At 64.1% G+C, this 18132-nt stretch carries 18 protein-coding genes and 1 riboswitch; of the genes, 11 read left to right on the top strand and 7 right to left on the bottom strand.

The features are described from left to right. Positions 1 to 75: 75 nt before the first annotated feature. Both FJW10_RS16750 and FJW10_RS16745 read right to left on the bottom strand, forming a co-directional pair. Complete coding sequence (locus FJW10_RS16750; protein ID WP_140900935.1) at positions 76 to 1098, bottom strand: ABC transporter permease; 1023 nt, start codon at positions 1096 to 1098, stop codon at positions 76 to 78. A 134-nt stretch (positions 1099 to 1232) separates the two neighbouring features. Beyond that, positions 1233 to 1988, bottom strand: coding sequence for a phytanoyl-CoA dioxygenase family protein (locus FJW10_RS16745; protein WP_226892106.1), 756 nt, complete (start codon positions 1986 to 1988; stop codon positions 1233 to 1235). 188 nt (positions 1989 to 2176) lie between these two features. Between FJW10_RS16745 and FJW10_RS16740 the strand changes: the two genes are divergently transcribed. From FJW10_RS16740 to FJW10_RS16725, 4 genes are all read left to right on the top strand, one after another. Then, positions 2177 to 3031 (top strand): AraC family transcriptional regulator, encoded by an 855-nt coding sequence (locus FJW10_RS16740; RefSeq protein WP_140900934.1) that lies wholly within the window; start codon positions 2177 to 2179, stop codon positions 3029 to 3031. 150 nt (positions 3032 to 3181) lie between these two features. Continuing rightward, positions 3182 to 3259: riboswitch (SAM riboswitch) on the top strand. A gap of 95 nt (positions 3260 to 3354) precedes the next feature. Then, positions 3355 to 4524 carry a homoserine O-acetyltransferase gene (locus FJW10_RS16735; RefSeq protein ID WP_140900933.1) on the top strand — a complete coding sequence of 390 codons (1170 nt, stop codon included), beginning with the start codon at positions 3355 to 3357 and terminating at the stop codon, positions 4522 to 4524. A gap of 79 nt (positions 4525 to 4603) precedes the next feature. Then, positions 4604 to 5221, top strand: coding sequence for a methionine biosynthesis protein MetW (metW, locus tag FJW10_RS16730; protein ID WP_140900932.1), 618 nt, complete (start codon positions 4604 to 4606; stop codon positions 5219 to 5221). Positions 5222 to 5447: 226 nt separating this feature from the next. Further along, the gene (locus FJW10_RS16725) at positions 5448 to 6377 is read left to right on the top strand and encodes a glycosyltransferase family A protein (RefSeq protein ID WP_140900931.1); all 930 of its coding nucleotides are present in this window, start codon (positions 5448 to 5450) and stop codon (positions 6375 to 6377) included. A gap of 100 nt (positions 6378 to 6477) precedes the next feature. Here FJW10_RS16725 and FJW10_RS16720 read toward each other — a convergent pair whose 3' ends face one another. Beyond that, on the bottom strand, positions 6478 to 8319 hold the full coding sequence (locus FJW10_RS16720) for an ABC transporter ATP-binding protein/permease (protein ID WP_140900930.1): 1842 nt from the start codon (positions 8317 to 8319) through the stop codon (positions 6478 to 6480). A 117-nt stretch (positions 8320 to 8436) separates the two neighbouring features. Beyond that, positions 8437 to 9213 carry a methyltransferase domain-containing protein gene (locus FJW10_RS16715; RefSeq protein WP_140835145.1) on the bottom strand — a complete coding sequence of 259 codons (777 nt, stop codon included), beginning with the start codon at positions 9211 to 9213 and terminating at the stop codon, positions 8437 to 8439. A gap of 118 nt (positions 9214 to 9331) precedes the next feature. Between FJW10_RS16715 and gloB the strand changes: the two genes are divergently transcribed. After that, complete coding sequence (gloB, locus tag FJW10_RS16710; RefSeq protein ID WP_140900929.1) at positions 9332 to 10099, top strand: hydroxyacylglutathione hydrolase; 768 nt, start codon at positions 9332 to 9334, stop codon at positions 10097 to 10099. 68 nt (positions 10100 to 10167) lie between these two features. Next, positions 10168 to 10602: a cupin domain-containing protein gene (locus tag FJW10_RS16705; protein WP_140900928.1), complete on the top strand. Its 435-nt coding sequence runs from the start codon at positions 10168 to 10170 to the stop codon at positions 10600 to 10602. On the opposite strand, the gene FJW10_RS16700 is transcribed toward FJW10_RS16705, so the two are convergent. From FJW10_RS16700 to FJW10_RS16690, 3 genes are read right to left on the bottom strand one after another with little or no spacing between them, the layout of a single operon-like run. Continuing rightward, the gene (locus FJW10_RS16700) at positions 10599 to 11270 is read right to left on the bottom strand and encodes a lysoplasmalogenase family protein (RefSeq protein ID WP_140900927.1); all 672 of its coding nucleotides are present in this window, start codon (positions 11268 to 11270) and stop codon (positions 10599 to 10601) included. The genes FJW10_RS16705 and FJW10_RS16700 overlap by 4 nt on opposite strands. After that, the gene (locus FJW10_RS16695) at positions 11267 to 12154 is read right to left on the bottom strand and encodes a DMT family transporter (protein ID WP_140900926.1); all 888 of its coding nucleotides are present in this window, start codon (positions 12152 to 12154) and stop codon (positions 11267 to 11269) included. Before FJW10_RS16695 ends, FJW10_RS16700 begins: the two co-directional genes overlap by 4 nt. Before the next feature lie 32 nt (positions 12155 to 12186). Beyond that, positions 12187 to 12978: a DUF3108 domain-containing protein gene (locus tag FJW10_RS16690; RefSeq protein ID WP_140900925.1), complete on the bottom strand. Its 792-nt coding sequence runs from the start codon at positions 12976 to 12978 to the stop codon at positions 12187 to 12189. Positions 12979 to 13235: 257 nt separating this feature from the next. Here FJW10_RS16690 and rpmB point away from each other — a divergent pair, with 257 nt between their 5' ends. The 5 genes from rpmB (at position 13236) to FJW10_RS16665 (ending at position 18021) form a co-directional block, all read left to right on the top strand. Further along, a complete protein-coding gene (rpmB, locus tag FJW10_RS16685) occupies positions 13236 to 13532 on the top strand; it encodes a 50S ribosomal protein L28 (RefSeq protein ID WP_095767449.1) in 297 nt (98 codons plus the stop codon). 111 nt (positions 13533 to 13643) lie between these two features. After that, the gene (locus tag FJW10_RS16680) at positions 13644 to 14330 is read left to right on the top strand and encodes a queuosine precursor transporter (RefSeq protein WP_140900924.1); all 687 of its coding nucleotides are present in this window, start codon (positions 13644 to 13646) and stop codon (positions 14328 to 14330) included. Positions 14331 to 14451: 121 nt separating this feature from the next. After that, positions 14452 to 15126 carry a hypothetical protein gene (locus FJW10_RS16675; protein ID WP_140900923.1) on the top strand — a complete coding sequence of 225 codons (675 nt, stop codon included), beginning with the start codon at positions 14452 to 14454 and terminating at the stop codon, positions 15124 to 15126. An 88-nt stretch (positions 15127 to 15214) separates the two neighbouring features. Next, complete coding sequence (locus FJW10_RS16670; RefSeq protein WP_140900922.1) at positions 15215 to 16990, top strand: GtrA family protein; 1776 nt, start codon at positions 15215 to 15217, stop codon at positions 16988 to 16990. A 221-nt stretch (positions 16991 to 17211) separates the two neighbouring features. After that, on the top strand, positions 17212 to 18021 hold the full coding sequence (locus FJW10_RS16665; RefSeq protein ID WP_140900921.1) for a hypothetical protein: 810 nt from the start codon (positions 17212 to 17214) through the stop codon (positions 18019 to 18021). Positions 18022 to 18132 lie beyond the last annotated feature (111 nt).

Raw genomic sequence — 18132 nt, 5'->3', positions numbered from 1 at the left:
CATCATGCTCTATCTCCCTGATTTGGAACCGGATTCAGATTTCAGGTTGATGCGGCCTGAAACCTGAATCCGGTTCTAGGCCGCGCGGCGCGTTGTCCATTTGTCGATGCCGACGGCGATGATGATGACGAGGCCGATCATCAGTTCCTGCACGAAGGGCGACACGCCCATCAGCACAAGGCCGTTGCGCATCACGCCGATGATCAGCACGCCGAGTATGGTTCCAAGGATGGTGCCTTCGCCGCCCGACAGCGAGGCGCCGCCGACGATGGTCGCGGCGATGACGTCGAGCTCCAGCCCGAGGCCGGTGCGGCCGGCCTGCCCGCTGGGCAGGAAGGCGAGGCTGAGGATGCCGGCGAAGGCGGCGAGCAGCCCCATCAGCACGAAGGCCCAGATCTTCACGGTGTTGACGGAAATGCCCGACACGCGCGCCGCTTTGGCGCTGCCGCCCACGGCATACACCCGGAAGCCGAAGTTCGAATAGGAAAGCACCAGCCATGCCAGCACGGCGATGATGGCGAAGAACACGAGCTGCATCGGAATGATGCTGAACAGATAGCCCTGACCCATGAAGTTGAAGGTGTCGAGAACGTCGGGAAGCGCGCCGTTGCGCGCGTTGACGGTGACGGGCTGGCCGTTGGTCAGGATGAGCGCGGCGCCGCGGACGATGCTGAGCATGCCGAGCGTGGCGATGAGCGAGGGCAGGCGGCCGTAGGTGGACAGGATACCGTTGATGACGCCGATGACGGCGCCGGCGAAGAGGCCGACCGCGAGCGCCGGCAACAACCCCCAGCCAGCGACGATCAGCATGCCGGTGGCAAGCCCCGAAAAGGCGTAGGTCGATCCGACGGACAGATCCACCTCGCCGGAGATCAGCACGAACGTCATGCCGACCGCCATGATCCCGAGCAGCGAAACCTGTCGGCCTATGTTCAAGAGGTTCAGCGACGTGAGGAAGCTGTCGGTCGCGAAGGTCAGGAACAAGCAGATCACGACCAGCGCGATGAACACGCCAGCCTCACGGACCCGCAAGAGTCGCGACAATTCAAACCGGCCTGCGGCTGCCGCGCGCGCGCCGCTCCTGACCGTATCGGCCATCCCATTCCTCCCTCGACGGCGGCGCGACGGCTGCAGCCGTCCGTCACTGTTCTTCATCTCCCCATCGATCCGCAGCCTGGGCCCAAGCCCGGTTCGATGTCCTCAAGGCCGGGCTTCTGCCCGGTCGTGCCTGCTCATGAAGCCTGCTGGAAAGAACCGGCAGGCACCTTGCGCAATTGTTCGTAGTTGCCGTATTCGCGCACCTTCTTGAAGGGCGCGTTCTCGACCGCGTTGTAGGAGCAGATATAGCCCCAACGATACGTGTCCGAGCGGTTCGCGTCCGAACGGTGCAGCAGGTTGCCGTCGAAGACCAGGGCGTCGCCCGCCTCCATCTCGACATAGATGTGCTCGAAGCGCTTCAGGGCAGCTTCCAGGTGCTCATGCTCGACATTGGTCTGCTCGTTCTCGCGGATATGATTGAGGCGGCCGAGCTTGTGCGTGCCCTTGAGCACCTGAAGGCAGCCGTTTTCGCGGGTCGCCTTGTCGAGCGCGACGTAGATGCTCATCATTTCCGGTGCCAGGCAGCCGTAATTGTACCAGTAGCCGAAGTCCTGGTGCCATTCCCATGCGCCGCCTTCGTTGGGCTGCTTCATCGTCATCTTGTGGCTGTAGAGGTAGATCGGCTTGCCGACGGCGTCCTCGGCCAGATCGACCATGCGTTCGTCGCGGGCCAGCAGGCCGTATTTGTCGTCCTCGGCCTTGGTCCACATCTTCAGCAGCGTGGTCTTGCCCTCCTTGTCGCCCTTAGACATCACGCCGCCCTTGCTCTGCTCCTCCGCGAGTTGCTTGCGGGCGTGGTCGCGAAAGTTGGCGACTTCACCGGCGCCCAGCAGGCCACGGCGAATGATGTAGCCGTCGCGCGCGTAAAGCTCGGCTTCATGTCTGGTCATCGCGAGCATCGATATTCTCCCTGGAACCCCAAAGCGTCCCGCGATGCGGCACGGGCGCCCCTGAACCTTTTTGAAGGCCTGGTTCCGATCCGTTTCCGGCCGGAAATCCCAGGCTCTTGAGGAGAATTTAGCCCCTCCGCCGCGGAACAAAATGGACAAAGGGAACGTATTTTTTGTATAAAACGCGCATGCACAAAAGAACGTCCGTAATTGAGAGTTTCCACTATGTGCCAGCCCCGGCCTGGACCCGCGCCGCGTTCAGCGTGCTGCGCGCCGGAAAAGTCGCCGCCGGACCGGATTACCGGATAGAACGCGCCGTCTATCCCGGACAGGACATCATCTACTGTCTTGCCGGCGCCGGCTATGTCGAAACGCTTGGGCAAAGGATAGACGTCGGGGCTGGTCAATTGGTCTGGATGGCGAACGAGGCTCCGCACGTCCATTCCGCCGATCCCCGGGATCCTTGGACGGTGCTTTGGTTCAGGCTGGACGGCCCGGAGCCCGCCATCCTGCGGCGCAAACTGTTCGGAGAGGGCACGCCGCGCGCCAGCTTCGCCGAGGGAACAAATCCAGTCCCGTGGTTCGAGCGCCTGTTTGCCGCGTTGCGCCGCCGCGACGCCAGCCTCGATCTGCGCCTTTCGCAACTGGTTGCCGAATTCCTGCTCCTGATCGATCGCGCGTTGGCGGGGCCGGATAGCGACGACCTGCCGAAACCGCTCACTTCCGGTATCGAAGCGATGCGCGGGGCGCTCGGTTTCGCATGGACCGCGTCGGCCCTGTCGGCCGTCACCGGGCTCGGGCCGTCGCAGACCCGGCGGATGTTTCAGCGCTATCTTCGCACCAGCCCGCATCAGTGGCTGATGCGCGAGCGGTTGATGCACGCGCAGTCGCTGCTTGTGCAGGACGACCAGCCGATCGCCGAGATTGCCGAGACATGCGGCTTTTGCGACGTCTATCATTTCGGTCGCGAATTCAGGCGATCCGTTGGCATTTCGCCTTCGGCCTGGCGGCGCAGCGAACTAGGGGTTGCGTCGAAGCGCTGAACAGATTCCGTGAAGGCGAAACTGCGACAAGACAAGGCAGGCCATGTGTTGGCTTGGCAGGAAATGGCCTGCTTGGGTGTGGTGAACCGACTGGAGCGCCGCGAGGAGGCTACCCGTTGACGAAGCGCGGCGCTGGTCCTAGAAGAACTGCCAGACTTCCGTGGTGATTTGGCCGGTCGGCTTGCAGCCACGTTAAACAACTCGCTAAAGGGCCGTTTGCAACCTGTAACCGGCTTTGCGACGGCAATGCCGGTTTTTTGTTGTCCGCTGCCGGCCGGACACCGCGTCGGGACGAGACCGATGCGGACAGGATGAGGATGGACATGGCCGCTCAGCGCGCTGCAAGGACCAAGGACGAGGCCGACCATCCGTCGAGCCCGGTGCTGCAGTTCGGCCCCGACAAGCCGCTGAAGCTCGACGCCGGCACGCTGCTGTCGCCTTTCCAGATCGCCTACCAGACCTATGGCACGCTCAACGCCGCGCGCTCCAACGCCATCCTCGTCTGCCACGCGCTGACGGGCGACCAGCACGTCGCCAATACCAATCCGGTGACCGGCAAGCCGGGCTGGTGGGAAGTGCTGATCGGCCCAGGCAAGATCATCGACACCAACCGCTTCTTCGTCATCTGCGCAAACGTCATCGGCGGCTGTCTCGGCTCGACCGGCCCGGCCTCGACCAATCCGGCGACGGGCAAGCCTTATGGGCTCGACCTGCCCATCATCACCATCCGCGACATGGTGCGCGCGCAGGCGATGCTGGTCGATCATTTCGGCATCGAAAAGCTGTTCTGCGTGCTTGGCGGCTCGATGGGCGGCATGCAGGTGCTGGAATGGGCGGCGAGCCATTCGGAGCGTGTGTTCTGCGCCCTGCCGATCGCCAGCGGCGCCCGCCATTCCTCGCAGAACATCGCCTTCCATGAAGTCGGCCGACAGGCCGTCATGGCCGATCCGGAATGGCATGGCGGCAAATATCTAGATTTAGGCAAGCGGCCGGAAAAGGGGCTCGCCGTCGCGCGCATGGCCGCTCACATCACCTACCTTTCGGAAGCAGCACTCCACCGCAAGTTCGGCCGCAATCTGCAGGACCGCGAGGCGCTCACCTTCGGCTTCGACGCCGATTTCCAGATCGAAAGCTATCTGCGCCACCAGGGCATGACCTTCGTCGACCGCTTCGACGCCAATTCCTACCTCTATCTGACCCGCGCGATGGACTATTTCGACCTTGCCGCCGATCATGGCGGGCGCCTCGCCGACGCCTTCGCCGGCACCAAGACGCGCTTTTGCCTGGTCTCCTTCACCAGCGACTGGCTGTTCCCGACCGAGGAGAGCCGATCGATCGTGCATGCCTTGAACGCGGCGGGCGCTTCCGTCTCCTTCGTCGAGATCGAGACCGATCGCGGCCACGACGCCTTCCTGCTCGACGAGCCGGAGCTGTTCGCGGCCATCAACGGCTTCATCGCGTCGGCCGCCCGCGCCAGGGGACTTAGCGCATGACCCCGGACCGAAGGTCAGCGAACGCAAAAAGTTGCGGACTTTTCGGAGCCGGATCGCGCGCCATGCAGGAGGCAAGGCCATGAGCGTCAATCGCGCCCAGCGTGTCGACCTCGAGGTCGTCACCGATCTCATTCCGGCCAATTCGCGCGTCCTCGATGTCGGCTCGGGCGACGGCGTGCTTCTGGAACTCCTGCAGGAGACCAAGCAGGTCGACGGCCGCGGGCTGGAACTGTCGCAGCGCGGCGTCAATGAATGCGTGGCGCGCGGGCTATCGGTTATCCAGGGCGACGCCGACACCGATCTGAAATTCTACGCCGACAAGGGCTTCGACTTCGTCGTGCTGTCGCAGACGCTGCAGGCGACGCGCAACCCGAAGGTCGTGCTCGACGAACTGCTTCGGATCGGCAACCGCGCCATCGTCTCCTTCCCCAATTTCGGCCACTGGCGCGTGCGCTTTTCGCTGCTGATCAAGGGCAGGATGCCGGTCACCAAGGACCTGCCCTACTCCTGGTACGACACGCCCAACATCCACTTCTGCACCATTCGCGACTTCGTCAACCTGTGCGAGGAACTCGGCGCGACCGTCGAGAAAGCAACCGCGCTCGACGCCAACGGCCAGAAGATCGGCCTGTCGATGCCCTGGTGGTTCTGGAACTTCTTCGGCCAGCAGGCGGTGTTTTTGTTGAGGCGGGGCTGACGCTGCTTACCGGCTGCGGATGCTCAACGCCGTCAATCAAGATCGCAGCGAACAGTGTTGCCTTTAAACCGCGACGGGCAAAAAACAGGCCTCCGTCAAGACACATCGACGTGACAGCGGCGGCCGTTTTCTGTAGCTTCAACACACATATCCTGGGACGGGCATGCAGAGCGAGCGGCGGCAAATTCAATCAGCGACTTCAATGCCCGGACATAGCGGAAATCAGATGCCGACCGACACGGTTCCGCTGATCTCAGTGATCACGCCGACGCACAACCGGCGCAGCCAGGTTGTGCGCGCGGTGGAAAGTGTTCTCGCCCAGACACTTAACCGCTTCGAGCACATCGTGGTCGACGACGGTTCGACCGACGGGACGGCCGCCGCGCTGGCCCAAATCCGCGACCCGAGGCTGATCTATGTCGGCGCCAAATGGCGCGGCGCGAATGCCGCGCGCAATGCGGGCATTGAGCGCGCGCGGGCACCGGTCGTGACCTTCCTCGATTCGGACGACGTCTATCTGCCGGATCGGCTGGAGCGGACGCTGGCGCGCTTCGACCAGAATCCCTCGCTCGAAGTCCTCATCAGCTCGTTCTTGTCGCTGAAAGGCAGCCGCAGCACCAAATGCATCAATCGCGACGCTTTCCTCGACAAGAGCACGCTGCAGCGTGCCCTGGTCTCGCAGACCATCTTCATTGCCGGCTCGGCGATCACCGCAAGGCACGAGTCGCTGCTCGCGATCGGCGGCTATGACAGCGACATCACGCGCATGCAGGATCGCGAATTGCTGCTGCGCTTTGCCCAGCGCAGCGGCGCCTTGCTGTCCGAGGACATCGACTGGAAGAAGTACAATTCGGAGAATTCGATCTCCGGCCGCCGCGACGGCTATGTCGAGGCCTACGCCAGTCTGATCGACAAGCATCCTTATATCGCCGACCGCTATCCCGACGTTCCGCCTTACATGATTGCGCGCCAGATCATCGCCGATATCCTCAAGGGCAGGTTGCCGCAGGCGTTTTCGGGCTATCACGCCAACCGGTCGTCCAAGTCGCTCGGCTACTCGCCCGCCGAACTCTTGCGCGGCTATGTCGTCGGCCGCCGCTGGCGGCGCGACTGCTACGACGAGTTCCGCGCCAAATATGGCGCCCGGGCGGTCTGATCCTTGACACGACGCCGACGAAAACCGCTGCACACTTTTCCGTCAGGAACTGCGTGAAAACAAAGAGATAGAGCCGTTTTCCGCGAAACGGTGAAACGCCCTATGCTTCAGTGGATTCCTTCTTGCGGCGAGCCACCGGAGGCGGCGGTTCGATCGCCCCTGCCCTGACTCGCGCGGGTCTCAGCGCCGGCGCGCCGGTATCCTTGACGATGTTCAGCGAGCGCGGAAAAAACTGATTGTTGTGCTGACCGCGTCCGATATTGACGATCGCGCTTTCTGGCAGACGCTTCTGAAGCATGGCCAGAACCCGCCGCAACGTCGGCCCGTCGAACGCATCGAGCGCCTCGTCGATGATCACCCATTTCGGCTTGCGCAAGGCGAGCCTGGCGAAAGCCAGCGCCCGTTGTTCGTCGTCGCCCAGCTCTCGCTCCCAACGCCCGCTGCGGTCGAGCGAGGATGACAGCCGTTCGAGGCCAACCTCGGCAAGCACCGCCGAAATTTCGGTATCGCTGGCCGGGGCCTCGCCGTTCGGATGATCGAGCACCTCGCGCAGCGTGCCGGCCGGAAAATAAGGCACGCGCGGCACGAAGATGGGGGTCTCGCCGGCCGGCAGGCCGATCCGGCCGCTCCCCCATGGCCACAGGCCGGCAATCGCGCGGAAGAACAATGTCTTGCCGGCCCCCGGCTCGCCGGTGATCATGACGCGCTCGCCGGAGTGGATTTCGACTTCCGTCTGGGCAAGCTTGGTGCAGCCTTCCGGCGAAGCCACCTCAAGCGTGTCGAAGGTCAGGCTGCCATTGGCGTTTTCGCCGAACCGGATGCGTTTTTCCGTGTCATGCAGCGCGTCGGTTTCGGTGAGCGCGATGCGGAAATCGGCCACGCGCATCAGCGTCGCGCGCCAGTCGGCGATGCTGCCGATGTTGTTGATGAACCAGCGCAGGGACGAGTGAACCTGGTTGAAGGCGCCGACCGCCATCATCAGCCCGCCGAAGCTGATATCGCCCGAGAAATAGACCGGCGAAGCCACCAGGATAGGCGCCACCACCGTTATCCAGCCATAGGTATCGGTCACCCAGGACAGGTTGATCTGGGCGGTGAAGATGCGCCGCATGGCGCCCAGCACCGTGCCGAGGTCGAGTTCGAGCCGGCGCCTGGCGTCGGGCTCGCCATGATAGAGCGCGATCGCGTCGACATTCTCGTTGATCCGCACCATGGAGGAGCGCAGCTCCGCTTCGCGGGTGTAGCGCTCGCTGTTGAGGCTGATCAGCGGACGCCCGACCAGCCAGCTCAGCCACGAGGCGATGCCGGCATAGAGGAATGCGGCCCAGACCATGTAGCCCGGTATCGCCAGCGAATAGCCGCCGACGTGGAACACGAAGCCGGAAGACAGCTGCCACAGCACGCCGACGAAGGAGACAAGCAGGATGAACGACTGCAGCAGGCCGACGCCGAGATCCGTCGACAGGTCCGACAAATGAGCGGCATCCTGCTGCATGCGCTGGTCGGGATTGACGCCGATGGCGCCGGCATTGGCCAGCCGGAAGGCCCGCGCCGGACGCATCCATTGATCGATCAGGTCCAGCGTCAGCGCCTCGCGCAGCCTCAAACGGATCATCTGGTTGAGCCAGGTCTGGCCGATATTGAGCACCAGAAGCCCGCCGGCGATCATCGCAAAGATGAGCAACTGGTGCAGGAAAGCAGCCATGTCGCGCCGGGCCAGCGCATCGTAGAAAGGCTGGTTCCAGCGGTTGAGCAGAACCTGTCCGATCGAGGTTGCGACGATGACCGCGACAATGCCGATGGAGACCCAGGCAAGTTGCCTGCGCACCGGCGAGGCCTTCAACCCCAGCTTGATCGTCGCCACCTGGTCGGCGAGGCTGCTCGCCTCGACCGAGACGGCGGCGTTTTTTGAGCCTGGCTTTTTATCGGTCTGGTTGTCCATGAAGGATATTCCTGGTTTCCGCGGCGGGCACGAACACCGCGCCAAGCGGGCATTCCTCAGATCGAGCATGCCTCAGATAGGGTGACGATCGCCGCGCGATGCAAGGCGCGGTCGCGATCACGAACGCGTCACTTGGCCAGGCGCGGCGTCAGCCGCATGCCGGCCAAGCCGCGTTGCGCCCTGTGGCGAGAACACCGGCACGAACACACGGCGAGAGGCGCGCTGCGCGACCGGCACGCCCTGGTAGAGCCGCTTCTGTGCCTCGACGACGATGACGCCGGAAAAGATCGGCCAGAACCGCCGGCCGACTCTCTCCAGCACATTGTGGAACCGCATCATGAAACGCCGCGGCGACGGCGGGAAGAACAGCGCGTCGCTCCACGTCGCCGGGGTGAAATTCGCCTCGCGCAGCAACTCGGTCAACTGGCCGCGCGAGAACGGCCGGCCATTGCCGAAGGGCGTGTGCTCGAACCGCGCCCAGACGCCGCGCCGGTTGGGCACGACAATGACGACACTGCCCGCCGGCGACAGCACGCGCCAAATCTCGTTCAGCGTCTCGCGTGGGTTTTCGGCATGTTCGAGCGAATGCACCAAGAGCACCCGGTCGATGCAGGAATCGACTAGCGGCAGTTCCTCGTCGAAGACCAGCGCCGTCGCCGTCGGCCCCGACACCGGCCACACCACCGCGCCCTGCGTCGCCGGCATGAAGGCGAAGACGCGCTCGGCATCGGTGCCGAAGCGTTCCAGCCAGGGCAGCGTGTAGCCGAGCCCGACCAGCCGCTCGTTGGGAACGGTTGCCCATATGGACGACAGCGCCATGGTGATCGAACGCTCGGCCAGACGCCCGAGTGTGGTCGAGTAGAAGGAGCGCAGATCGACGATATCCGAATGCATGCGCGGGACGGTAGCCGCGAAGGAGCCCGAGTTCAACAAAGTGGTCAAGTTCAACAAAGGCAGATGACATCGGCGGCCGGCCGCCCTATCTCTGCGGCGATAACGGAGAGAAATGTCGATGCCGGTCGAAATCGAGCAGTTCATGTGCCGCACCGACAATTTCGGCGTGCTGGTTCACGATCCGAAAAGCGGGCAGACGGCGATCATCGACGCGCCGGAAGAGGCGCCTATCCTGGCCGCGATCAAGCGCACCGGCTGGACGCCGACATTGATCCTCACCACGCACCATCATGCCGACCATGTCGAAGCCAATCTGGCGCTGAAGGAACGCTTCAAATTGCGCATCGTCGGCCCGGAAGCCGAAAAGGCAAAGATCCCCGGCATCGACGAGACGGTTGGCCAGGGTTCGGTCGTGCGCCTGGGCGAGGAAAGGATCGAGGTCATCGAGACGCCCGGCCATACTGCTGGCCACGTCTCCTACCATCTGCCCGCTTCGAAAGTAGCCTTCACCGCCGACACGCTGTTTGCGCTGGGTTGCGGCCGCCTATTCGAATGCAAGCCGCCGGTCATGTATGAATCGCTGAAGAAACTGGCGGCGCTGCCGGCGCAAACCGCCATCTATTGCGGCCACGAATACACCTTGGCCAATGCCCGCTTCGCGGTGACGGTCGACCCCAGCAATCCGGTGTTGAAGCAGCGCGCGGCAAGGATCGAGGCGTTACGCGCCGACAACAAGCCGACATTGCCGACGACCATCGGCGAGGAACTGTCGACCAACCCGTTCCTGCGCTCGCACGACCCGGCGATCCGCAAGCATCTCGGCATGGAGAAAGCCTCGGACGCCGAGGTCTTTGCCGAGATCCGCAAGCGCAAGGATAATTTTTGAGAGGCATGTCGCCCAAAAGTGTGCGGCGGTTTTTGGGATGACGACATGCATCAAGACAAAGGATGCGAATGACCACCAGCGCCGCCGAGATCATCGCAACGCTGGGCCTCAAGCCGCATCCCGAGGGCGGTTGGTATGCCGAGACCTTTCGCGACGCCGCGGGCGGCTCGCGCGGTCATTCGACCGCGATCTATTTCCTGCTCGAGCAGGGCCAGCTTTCGGCATGGCACCGGGTGAAGGACGCGGCCGAGGCTTGGCACTTTTATGCCGGCGCGCCGCTGGCGCTGTCGATGCATGAGGAAGGCGCGAGCGTGATCATCGAGCAGGTGCTGGGCACGGCCCTTGCCGCCGGCGAACGGCCGCAGATCGTCGTGCCAGCCGGCTGGTGGCAATCGGCGCGCAGCCTCGGCGAATGGACGCTGGTCGGCTGCACCGTGGCGCCGGGCTTCGATTTTGCGGCCTTCGAGTTGGCCGAGCCGGGCTGGCAGCCGAAGATCGCCTAGCTGAGAAGAAATCCCAGCGCGATCGCCAGTTGGGCGGCGTAGTAAAGCACCCAGACCGCGTAGCGCATCCAAACGCGATGCGGCGAGATCGCCGCGAGCAGGAAGCGCTCGGTTGCCAGCAGCCCGTCCGACGCGATGAACAGCACCGCGCCGGCGATGACCCAGACCTTGTCCGTGGTGAGCGCCGAAATGCCCATGGCGAGGATCGCCGCGACATAGACGGCGACCGGGATACGCAACTGCGGGCCGACGCGGCGCCAGAGCGCGGCAAGCATGACGATGCTGAATGCGGCCATGGCGAGTGCAATCGCGCCCCGCCAGGATTCCGCGCTCAACAGGCCGAGCCCGCCGCCCGCCTGCAAAAACAGCGCGACATAAGCGATGTGGCCGGCGAGAAAGCTCGCCAGCCCGCCGAGAAAAGCCTTTTCGCCGTCGCGCGACAGGAAGGCGTCGCCGACGGCGCTTAGGCCCAGCGCCGCGACGAGCAGCAGCGGACCGCCCTGCATGGCGGCAAGCACGGCCAGCAAAGCCACGGCCAGAGTCTTTGCCGCGCTGCGCGTCCATTTCGGCGGCATGTCGAGCGCAAAGGCGTAGATCACCGCCGCGACGAACGAGAACAGCAGGGTCGCATTGGCGTTGGCCTCGATGCCGCCGGGAAACGGCATCATGCGTTGACCTCTTTGGCCGCCGTCTTGCGCATCAGCAGCGACTTCGCCGCCAGCGCGGCTCCGGCGGTGATGAGCACGCAGGCGGCGAGGATGCGCAGCGACGGCTCGGCGACGCCGGCAGCGATCAGCACCAGCGTCGACAGGAGCGGCGCGGCATAGCTCGCGGCGCCCAGCACCTGAATATTGCCGCGCTTGACTCCGATGTCCCAGGCGTAGAAGGCCGCGCCCACCGGCATCAGGCCGAGTCCGATCACGGCCAGCCACTGTCCAGGGCCATCCGGCAGCACCGTCTTCTCAAGCAGAAAATGGCAGATAAGCGACAGCACCGACGTCGCCGCGCAGAACCAGGTGACGATCGAGGTCGGCACCGACGGGAAGCGCCGCGACAGGAGCGAATAGGACGACCACAACAGCGCGCAGACGGCGGCCATCGCATAGCCGAAGGCATAGTGCGCGTCGAAGGCGAGCGCGCCGCCCTTGGTGACGATCAGGAAGGTGCCGGCAAGGCCGAGCAGCGCGCCGACGACATGGTTCCAGGCAAGCCGCTCGCCCGGCATCAGCGCCGAGCCGAGCACGATCAGCAGCGGCCACAGATAGGCGATCAGGCTCGCCTCGACCGCCGGCGCGTTGCGCAGCGCCGTGAAATAGAAGAAGTGGTAGCCGAACAGGCCGGCTATGCCGATCACCCAGACCTGTGGCGGGATCTTCTGGCTCCGGTCGGGCGCCGGCATCAACAGCCGCGCCGCCAGGCCGACACAGGTGCCGATGGCGAAGGTGATGGCCGACAGCAGGAACGGAGGCACTTGGCCCGAGGCGTCGGTGAGCAGCGCCAGCAGCGCCCACATGGCGACCGCCGAAAACCCGATCAATGTTGCGCGCGCCATTCGTTCCCCGCCGGCGCGCGGTAGCGCCTGATCTAGTTGACCGCTTCGAACCGTCCCGCGCTGATGGTCAGCGGACCGATCTGGGTCCCGACCGTGGCGCGGATCGGCGCATATACGCCGGATTGGCCGAGCGGTGCAAACGTCACCAGCATGCGGCTCTTGTTCTTGAGGAAATTCAGCGCCTTGCGGCCCTTGCGATAGCCCGCCACCGGCTCGAAGCCCATCTTGCAGGTCACCGTGTCGCCCTTGTAGCCCGGCACCGAGATCGAGCCCTTGGAGGCATAGGTCAAGGTAAGGTCGGCGCGCATCTCGCCGTCATAGAATTTGACTGTCCGCCCGCAGACCTTGTCCAGGCTGTCGGCATGGATGACGGTCGCGGCCATGGGATCGAGCACCGATCTCAGGTCGCTATCGCCGAGCGGCACCCAACTCTTCGGATCGCGCTTCTTCGGCGCGGGAACGACCTGCGTGGAGGTGACCGCACCGTTGGCGAAGCGGATCTCGACCATCGAGGCCTTTTTGCCGGATGTATAGTCGGCCCGGAAGGCACGCGGCTGCATCTGCTTGCCGGAAATCGTGCCTTTCGACGAGATCGTGCCTTTCGTGTCGTCGAAGAGCTTGCCGAGGCCGGCGGCCGAGACGGTGCCGTCGATGGCATAGCTGTCGCCTTCGTAGCGGCTGGAAAAAGTCGCCCTGGCGATCGAAAGGCCGAGATAGGACACCGTATACTCGCCCTTGAAGGACTGCGGCGCCGCGGCGGCGAAGCTTGTTGCCGGCACGGCAAGGGCAAGCAGGCTGGCGAATGCATGAGATGGACGGAGCATGGCGGCTGGCGAATCCCTGGCGGTTCGGCCGGAACGCAGCGGCTCCAGCCTGGCATATCCCTTCGCGAAGGGCTTATACTGTGAAATCCGGCCTTTATATGGAGCGCGCCTGACGACGGGCCGCGTGCCGGAGCTTGACGCAGTGGTGAAATGCCACTATGGAACGCCAACTTTTCCAAAGGCCGCCTGACCGAGACCGCGCGCCGCCCGGCGCGGGCAGAATGGTTTGGCAGGTTTAGAAACTGAAGGTTAGACAAATGTCCCGCACCTGCGAACTCACTGCCAAGGCAGTCCAGACCGGCAACAATGTGAGCCACGCCAACAACAAGACCAAGCGTCGCTTCCTGCCGAACCTGGTCAATGTGACGCTTATTTCCGAAGCGCTGAACCAGAATGTTCGCCTGCGCATTTCGGCCAACGCGCTGCGTTCGGTCGAGCACCGCGGCGGCCTCGACGCCTTCCTGGCCAAGGCCGACGTCAAGGAATTGTCGCAGCGCGCGCGTCTGCTCAAGAAGCAGATCGCCAAGAAGCTTGCCGAGCAGTCGGCCGCTTAAAGCTGCTTTCAGGCGGGGGACGACCGCCTCGAGCCCCGGCCAGACCGGCGCTCGAAACAAGAGCGGGCGTCGGCATGACGCTCGGCTGGTTCCATTACCCAGGATAAAAAAATGAATTTCCTGACGCGATATTTGCCCTTCGTGGCTGCCATGGCGCTTGTCGTCGTGGCCTCCAACATCCTTGTCCAGTTCCCGATGCAGGGCCAGGTCGGCGGCCTGTCGCTGACGGACGTGCTCACCTGGGGCGCCTTCACCTATCCTTTCTCGTTCCTGGTCACCGACCTCGCCAACCGCCGCTACGGTCCGGCCGTGGCGCGCAAGGTGGTGTTCGTCGGCTTCATGACGGCGGTGACCTGCTCGATCCTGATCCCGCCTTTCCTGTTCCGCCACGGCCTGATCGAGTTCGAGACCGCCGCCGACCGGCTGGTGCGCATCGCGGCCGCCTCGGGTGCCGCCTTCCTCACCGCGCAATTGCTCGACGTCACCGTCTTCAACCGGCTGCGCCGGCAAAGTTGGTGGCGCGCGCCTGTCGTCGGCACGCTGGTCGGCTCGGTGTTCGACACCGTCGTCTTCTTCGGCGTCGCCTTCTCCGCCGCCTTCGCCTTTGCCGGCCCCAATGATAGCTTCGCGCTGGAGACCGCGCCGCTGATGGGCGTGCTGCCGGTCGAGACGATGCGCTGGGTGTCCTGGGCGCTTGGCGACCTTTCGGTCAAGCTGGTCATCGCCGTCGTGGCGCTGATCCCCTATCGGCTGCTCGCCGCGCGCTGGAGCCAGCCGGCGGTCGCGGTCGGAGCATGATCCCAAAAAGTTGGACTGGGTTTTTGGAAATGATCATGCTCCAAACAAAAAGAGAGAGCATGATCCCAAAAACTGGGACCCGGTTTTTGGAAAAGCTTATGCTCAAACCAAAAGAGAGACCGTGATCCCCTGGGTTCAACTCGATTCCGCCCGCACGCCTGATGGCGCGCAGGAACTTCGCCTGAAGCGGCGCGGGGCTGAATTCTCGATCATGCTCGGCACCAACGAGTTGATGAACAGCCGCCTCAGCGGCTCCGAGGAGGCGCTCGCCAGGCTTTCCTGCGAGCGGATCGCCGACGCCAAGCGGCCAGGCATTCTCATCGGCGGGCTCGGCATGGGCTTCACCTTGCGCGCCGCCCTCGCCGCGCTCGATCGCGACGCCGCCGTCACCGTCGCCGAACTGGTTCCCGCGGTCGTCGTCTGGGCGCGGGGCCCCATGTCCAGGATATTCGACGGCTGCCTCGACGACCCGCGCGTCACCCTTCGCGAGGCCGATGTCGGCCAGCTGATAAGGGCGGAGACAACCGCCTGGGACGCCATCCTGCTCGACGTCGACAATGGTCCCGAAGGCATCGTCTACCAAGGCAATGACACACTCTACAGTGCGGCCGGCCTGGCCGCGGCGCGGGCCGCATTGAAGCCCGGCGGCGTGCTAGCGGTCTGGTCGCAGGGACCGGACGGCGGCTTCACCCGGCGGCTGAAACAGGCCGGCTTCGCGGTCGAGGAGATCAACACGCGGGCCAACGGCAAGCGTGGCGCCCGCCACGTCATCTGGATTGCTACCAACCAGGCCTGACGCTTTCAGCAACAGCCGCGGCGGCTTTACGCTTTGTTACGCCCGATGATGCAGGATCGCGAAAATTCTCCAAGGCATTGCGACCAGCATGACCGTGCCAGGCACCGGTTGGAAAAACGATCTCCTGCTTGCGTTGTGCGCCACGCTGGTGGTGCTGACGATCAACGCGGTTTCCGGCTTCCCCACCCTTGCCAACTACGGTGCCGACAATGACAGCATGCTGCGGCTGGTCGAGGTCCGCGACCTGCTCGGCGGCCAGGGCTGGTTCGACCTCCATCAATACAGGATGGGCGCCTCGGGCGGCTTCGTCATGCACTGGTCGCGGCTGGTGGACACGCCGCTCGCGCTGATCATCATGGCCTTCGATGCGCTCGGCGCCAGCACCGCCACCGCCGAACGCGCCGCGCAGATTATCTGGCCGACCCTGCTCTATGGGCTGACCATATTCGTGCTGATGCGCGCCTCGCAGCGCTTCGCCGGCGCGAATGTGGCGATGCCGGCGCTCATCCTGTCGACGGCGGGCCTTTTCTTCCTGGTGATCTACAGCCCGGGCGTGATCGATCATCACAATGTCCAGTTGTTGCTGACGGCGACCAGCCTCTGGCTCCTGATGGAAGCGCCCTCCTGGCGGCCCGCGGCCCTTCTGTCGGGCATTTGCGCCGGCCTGACGCTGGCTGTCGGCATGGAGACCGCCCCCTATGTGGCGGTGCTCGGCATCTGTGCCGCTGTGCTGTTCACCCTCGACGACAAGGAGCGCGTCACGGCACGAGGCTTCGGCCTCGGATTTGCCGGCATCGCCTCGCTGGTCTTCGTGGCGACGATCCGGCCAGCCGACTGGGGCGTGGCCCAATGCGACGCCTTCTCGTCCTTCCAGTTCGCGGTAGCGGCGCTGTCCGGCTTCGGCCTGGCGATCGCCGCTGCATTGACCGGACCGACAACCCGGGCGCGCCTCGGCTCCGCGCTGGCGCTGGCGGTGGTGGTCGCGGCCGCCGCGATGCTGTTCTTCCCGCAATGCCTGGCGTCGCCCTATGCGGGCATGGACGAGCGTATCCGCACCTATTGGCTGGCCGACGTGGTCGAAGCACAGCCCTTCTGGAGCGTCGCCGTCCACCAGCCGAAGCTGATGGCGGCGCGCTATGTGACGCCCTTCATCGCCATCCTGCTGATCGGCTTTCAACTCCGGACGCGTCGCCTGCGCCGCGAGGAGATGCTCGCCGCCATCCTGCTTGTCGTCGCCTTCGGCGTCAGCCTCTGGCAGGTGCGCGGCTCGACCTTTTCCGTCGCCATCGCCGTATTGCCGCTCTCGGCCTGGATTGCGAAAATCCGCCTGCGGGCGGACGCCGCGCCTTCATGGCGCCTTTCCAGCGGCATCGTCATGGCGTGGCTGGTCTCACTCAACGCGACCTGGGCCGGGGTCGCGGTGGCGGCGCAGTCCGTGGTCCAGAAGGCGCCGCAGCGGATCAATTCCGATCCCGATCACGCCGTGACCTGCGGCAAGCCAAGCGACTTCCACGATCTTGCCGCCATGCCGGCGACGACGGTGCTTGCATCGTCCAATCTCGGCTCGGGAATACTGATGTTCACCCGCCACCGGGCGCTGGCCGGCCCTTACCACCGCAATGTCGGCGGTAACCTTGCCATGCTCGACGCTTTCATGGGAACGCCGGACGCCGCGCGCGCCGTCATCGAGCGCGAGCATGTGGGGCTGGTCGCGATCTGCCGCGGCAACACGGAAGAGATATCGCTGGGCCTGGACGCACCGAAGGGCCTTGCCGCGGCACTGCTGCGGGGCGACCTGCCGGCATGGCTGGAGCTGGACCAGTCTACCGCGGGAAAGCCGATCGAGATCTACAAGGTCCGTTGAATATCGGCCTGCGGCCATGTCAGCATCGTCGACCGCGCTCCTCGCAACGCGCTCGTTTCGCGCTGATGCAACATCCCTTCGTGATTTAGAGAAGCGCGATTGAAGTCAGTCCCGTGGATCATTGCAATGCAGCCTGTGCTTTGGTTAGCATTTCGCCGGGGCGGCGATATATGTATTCAGGAAATTTGGATTCGGGGCTTTAGATTGGGGGAAGAGTATCCATGGCGGCCATAGACGGCGCGGTGGCGCCAGCACCAGCCAAACAAACGCTGCAGCACGTTGTCTCCCACATGGTGGGCGCCGTGGACCGCGCCACGTTTGTGGAAAAGCCTTTCTGGCATCTTGAGATGACGGATGTTTTTCCGGCGGACCTCTATCTGCGCATGCGCGCCGCCATGCCCGAAGCGCGCGAATATCGTGCGCTCAAGGGGCGCAACAATGTGAACATCAAGACTGATGGAACCGCAACGCGGATCAAGATCGACCTCTACCCCGAATACATCCGTCACCTGCCGGACGAGAAAAGGGCAATCTGGTCCCTGGTCGGAAAGGCACTGCATGCGCCGCAACTGAGGGACGCATTCATGCGCCGCCTGGCCCCGGGCCTGGAACGCCGGTTCGGCTCGGATTTCATGAAGGTCGGCATGTATCCGGTGCCGATGCTGACGCGCGACGTGGCAGGCTACAAGATCGGTTTCCACACCGACACGAAATGGAAGGGCATCACGGTCCAGTTCTACCTGCCGGAGGACGACTCGATCAACCACATCGGCACCCGCTTCGCCGAGCGCAAGCCGGACGGGCGTTTTGAGAATTCGCACCGGATGTCGTTTTCCCCGAACACCGGCTACGCCTTTGCGGTCGGCACCGACACCTGGCACGCGGTCGATACCGTCGGGCCGGAGGTCCGCACCCGCGACAGCATCCTTCACACCTATTTCGTGGACAACACCGCGACGCTCAAGATTCGCAACCGAAGCAAGCGCGCGGCCAATTTCTTTATGAACGAAGTCCGCCACGTCGGCCGCTAGAGCATGATCCCGAAAAGTGGGAACCGGTTTTCGGAGAAAGATCATGCTCCAACAAGGAGTTAGATCGTGACGGCGATTCAACGAAACGCCATTACGATCTAGAGCAAGTCC

The sequence above is a fragment of the Mesorhizobium sp. B4-1-1 genome, from assembly GCF_006439375.1.
GTDB lineage: Bacteria > Pseudomonadota > Alphaproteobacteria > Rhizobiales > Rhizobiaceae > Mesorhizobium.
The sequence above is the reverse complement of the archived record's forward strand: the minus strand, read 5'-3'. Positions and strand labels throughout refer to the sequence as shown.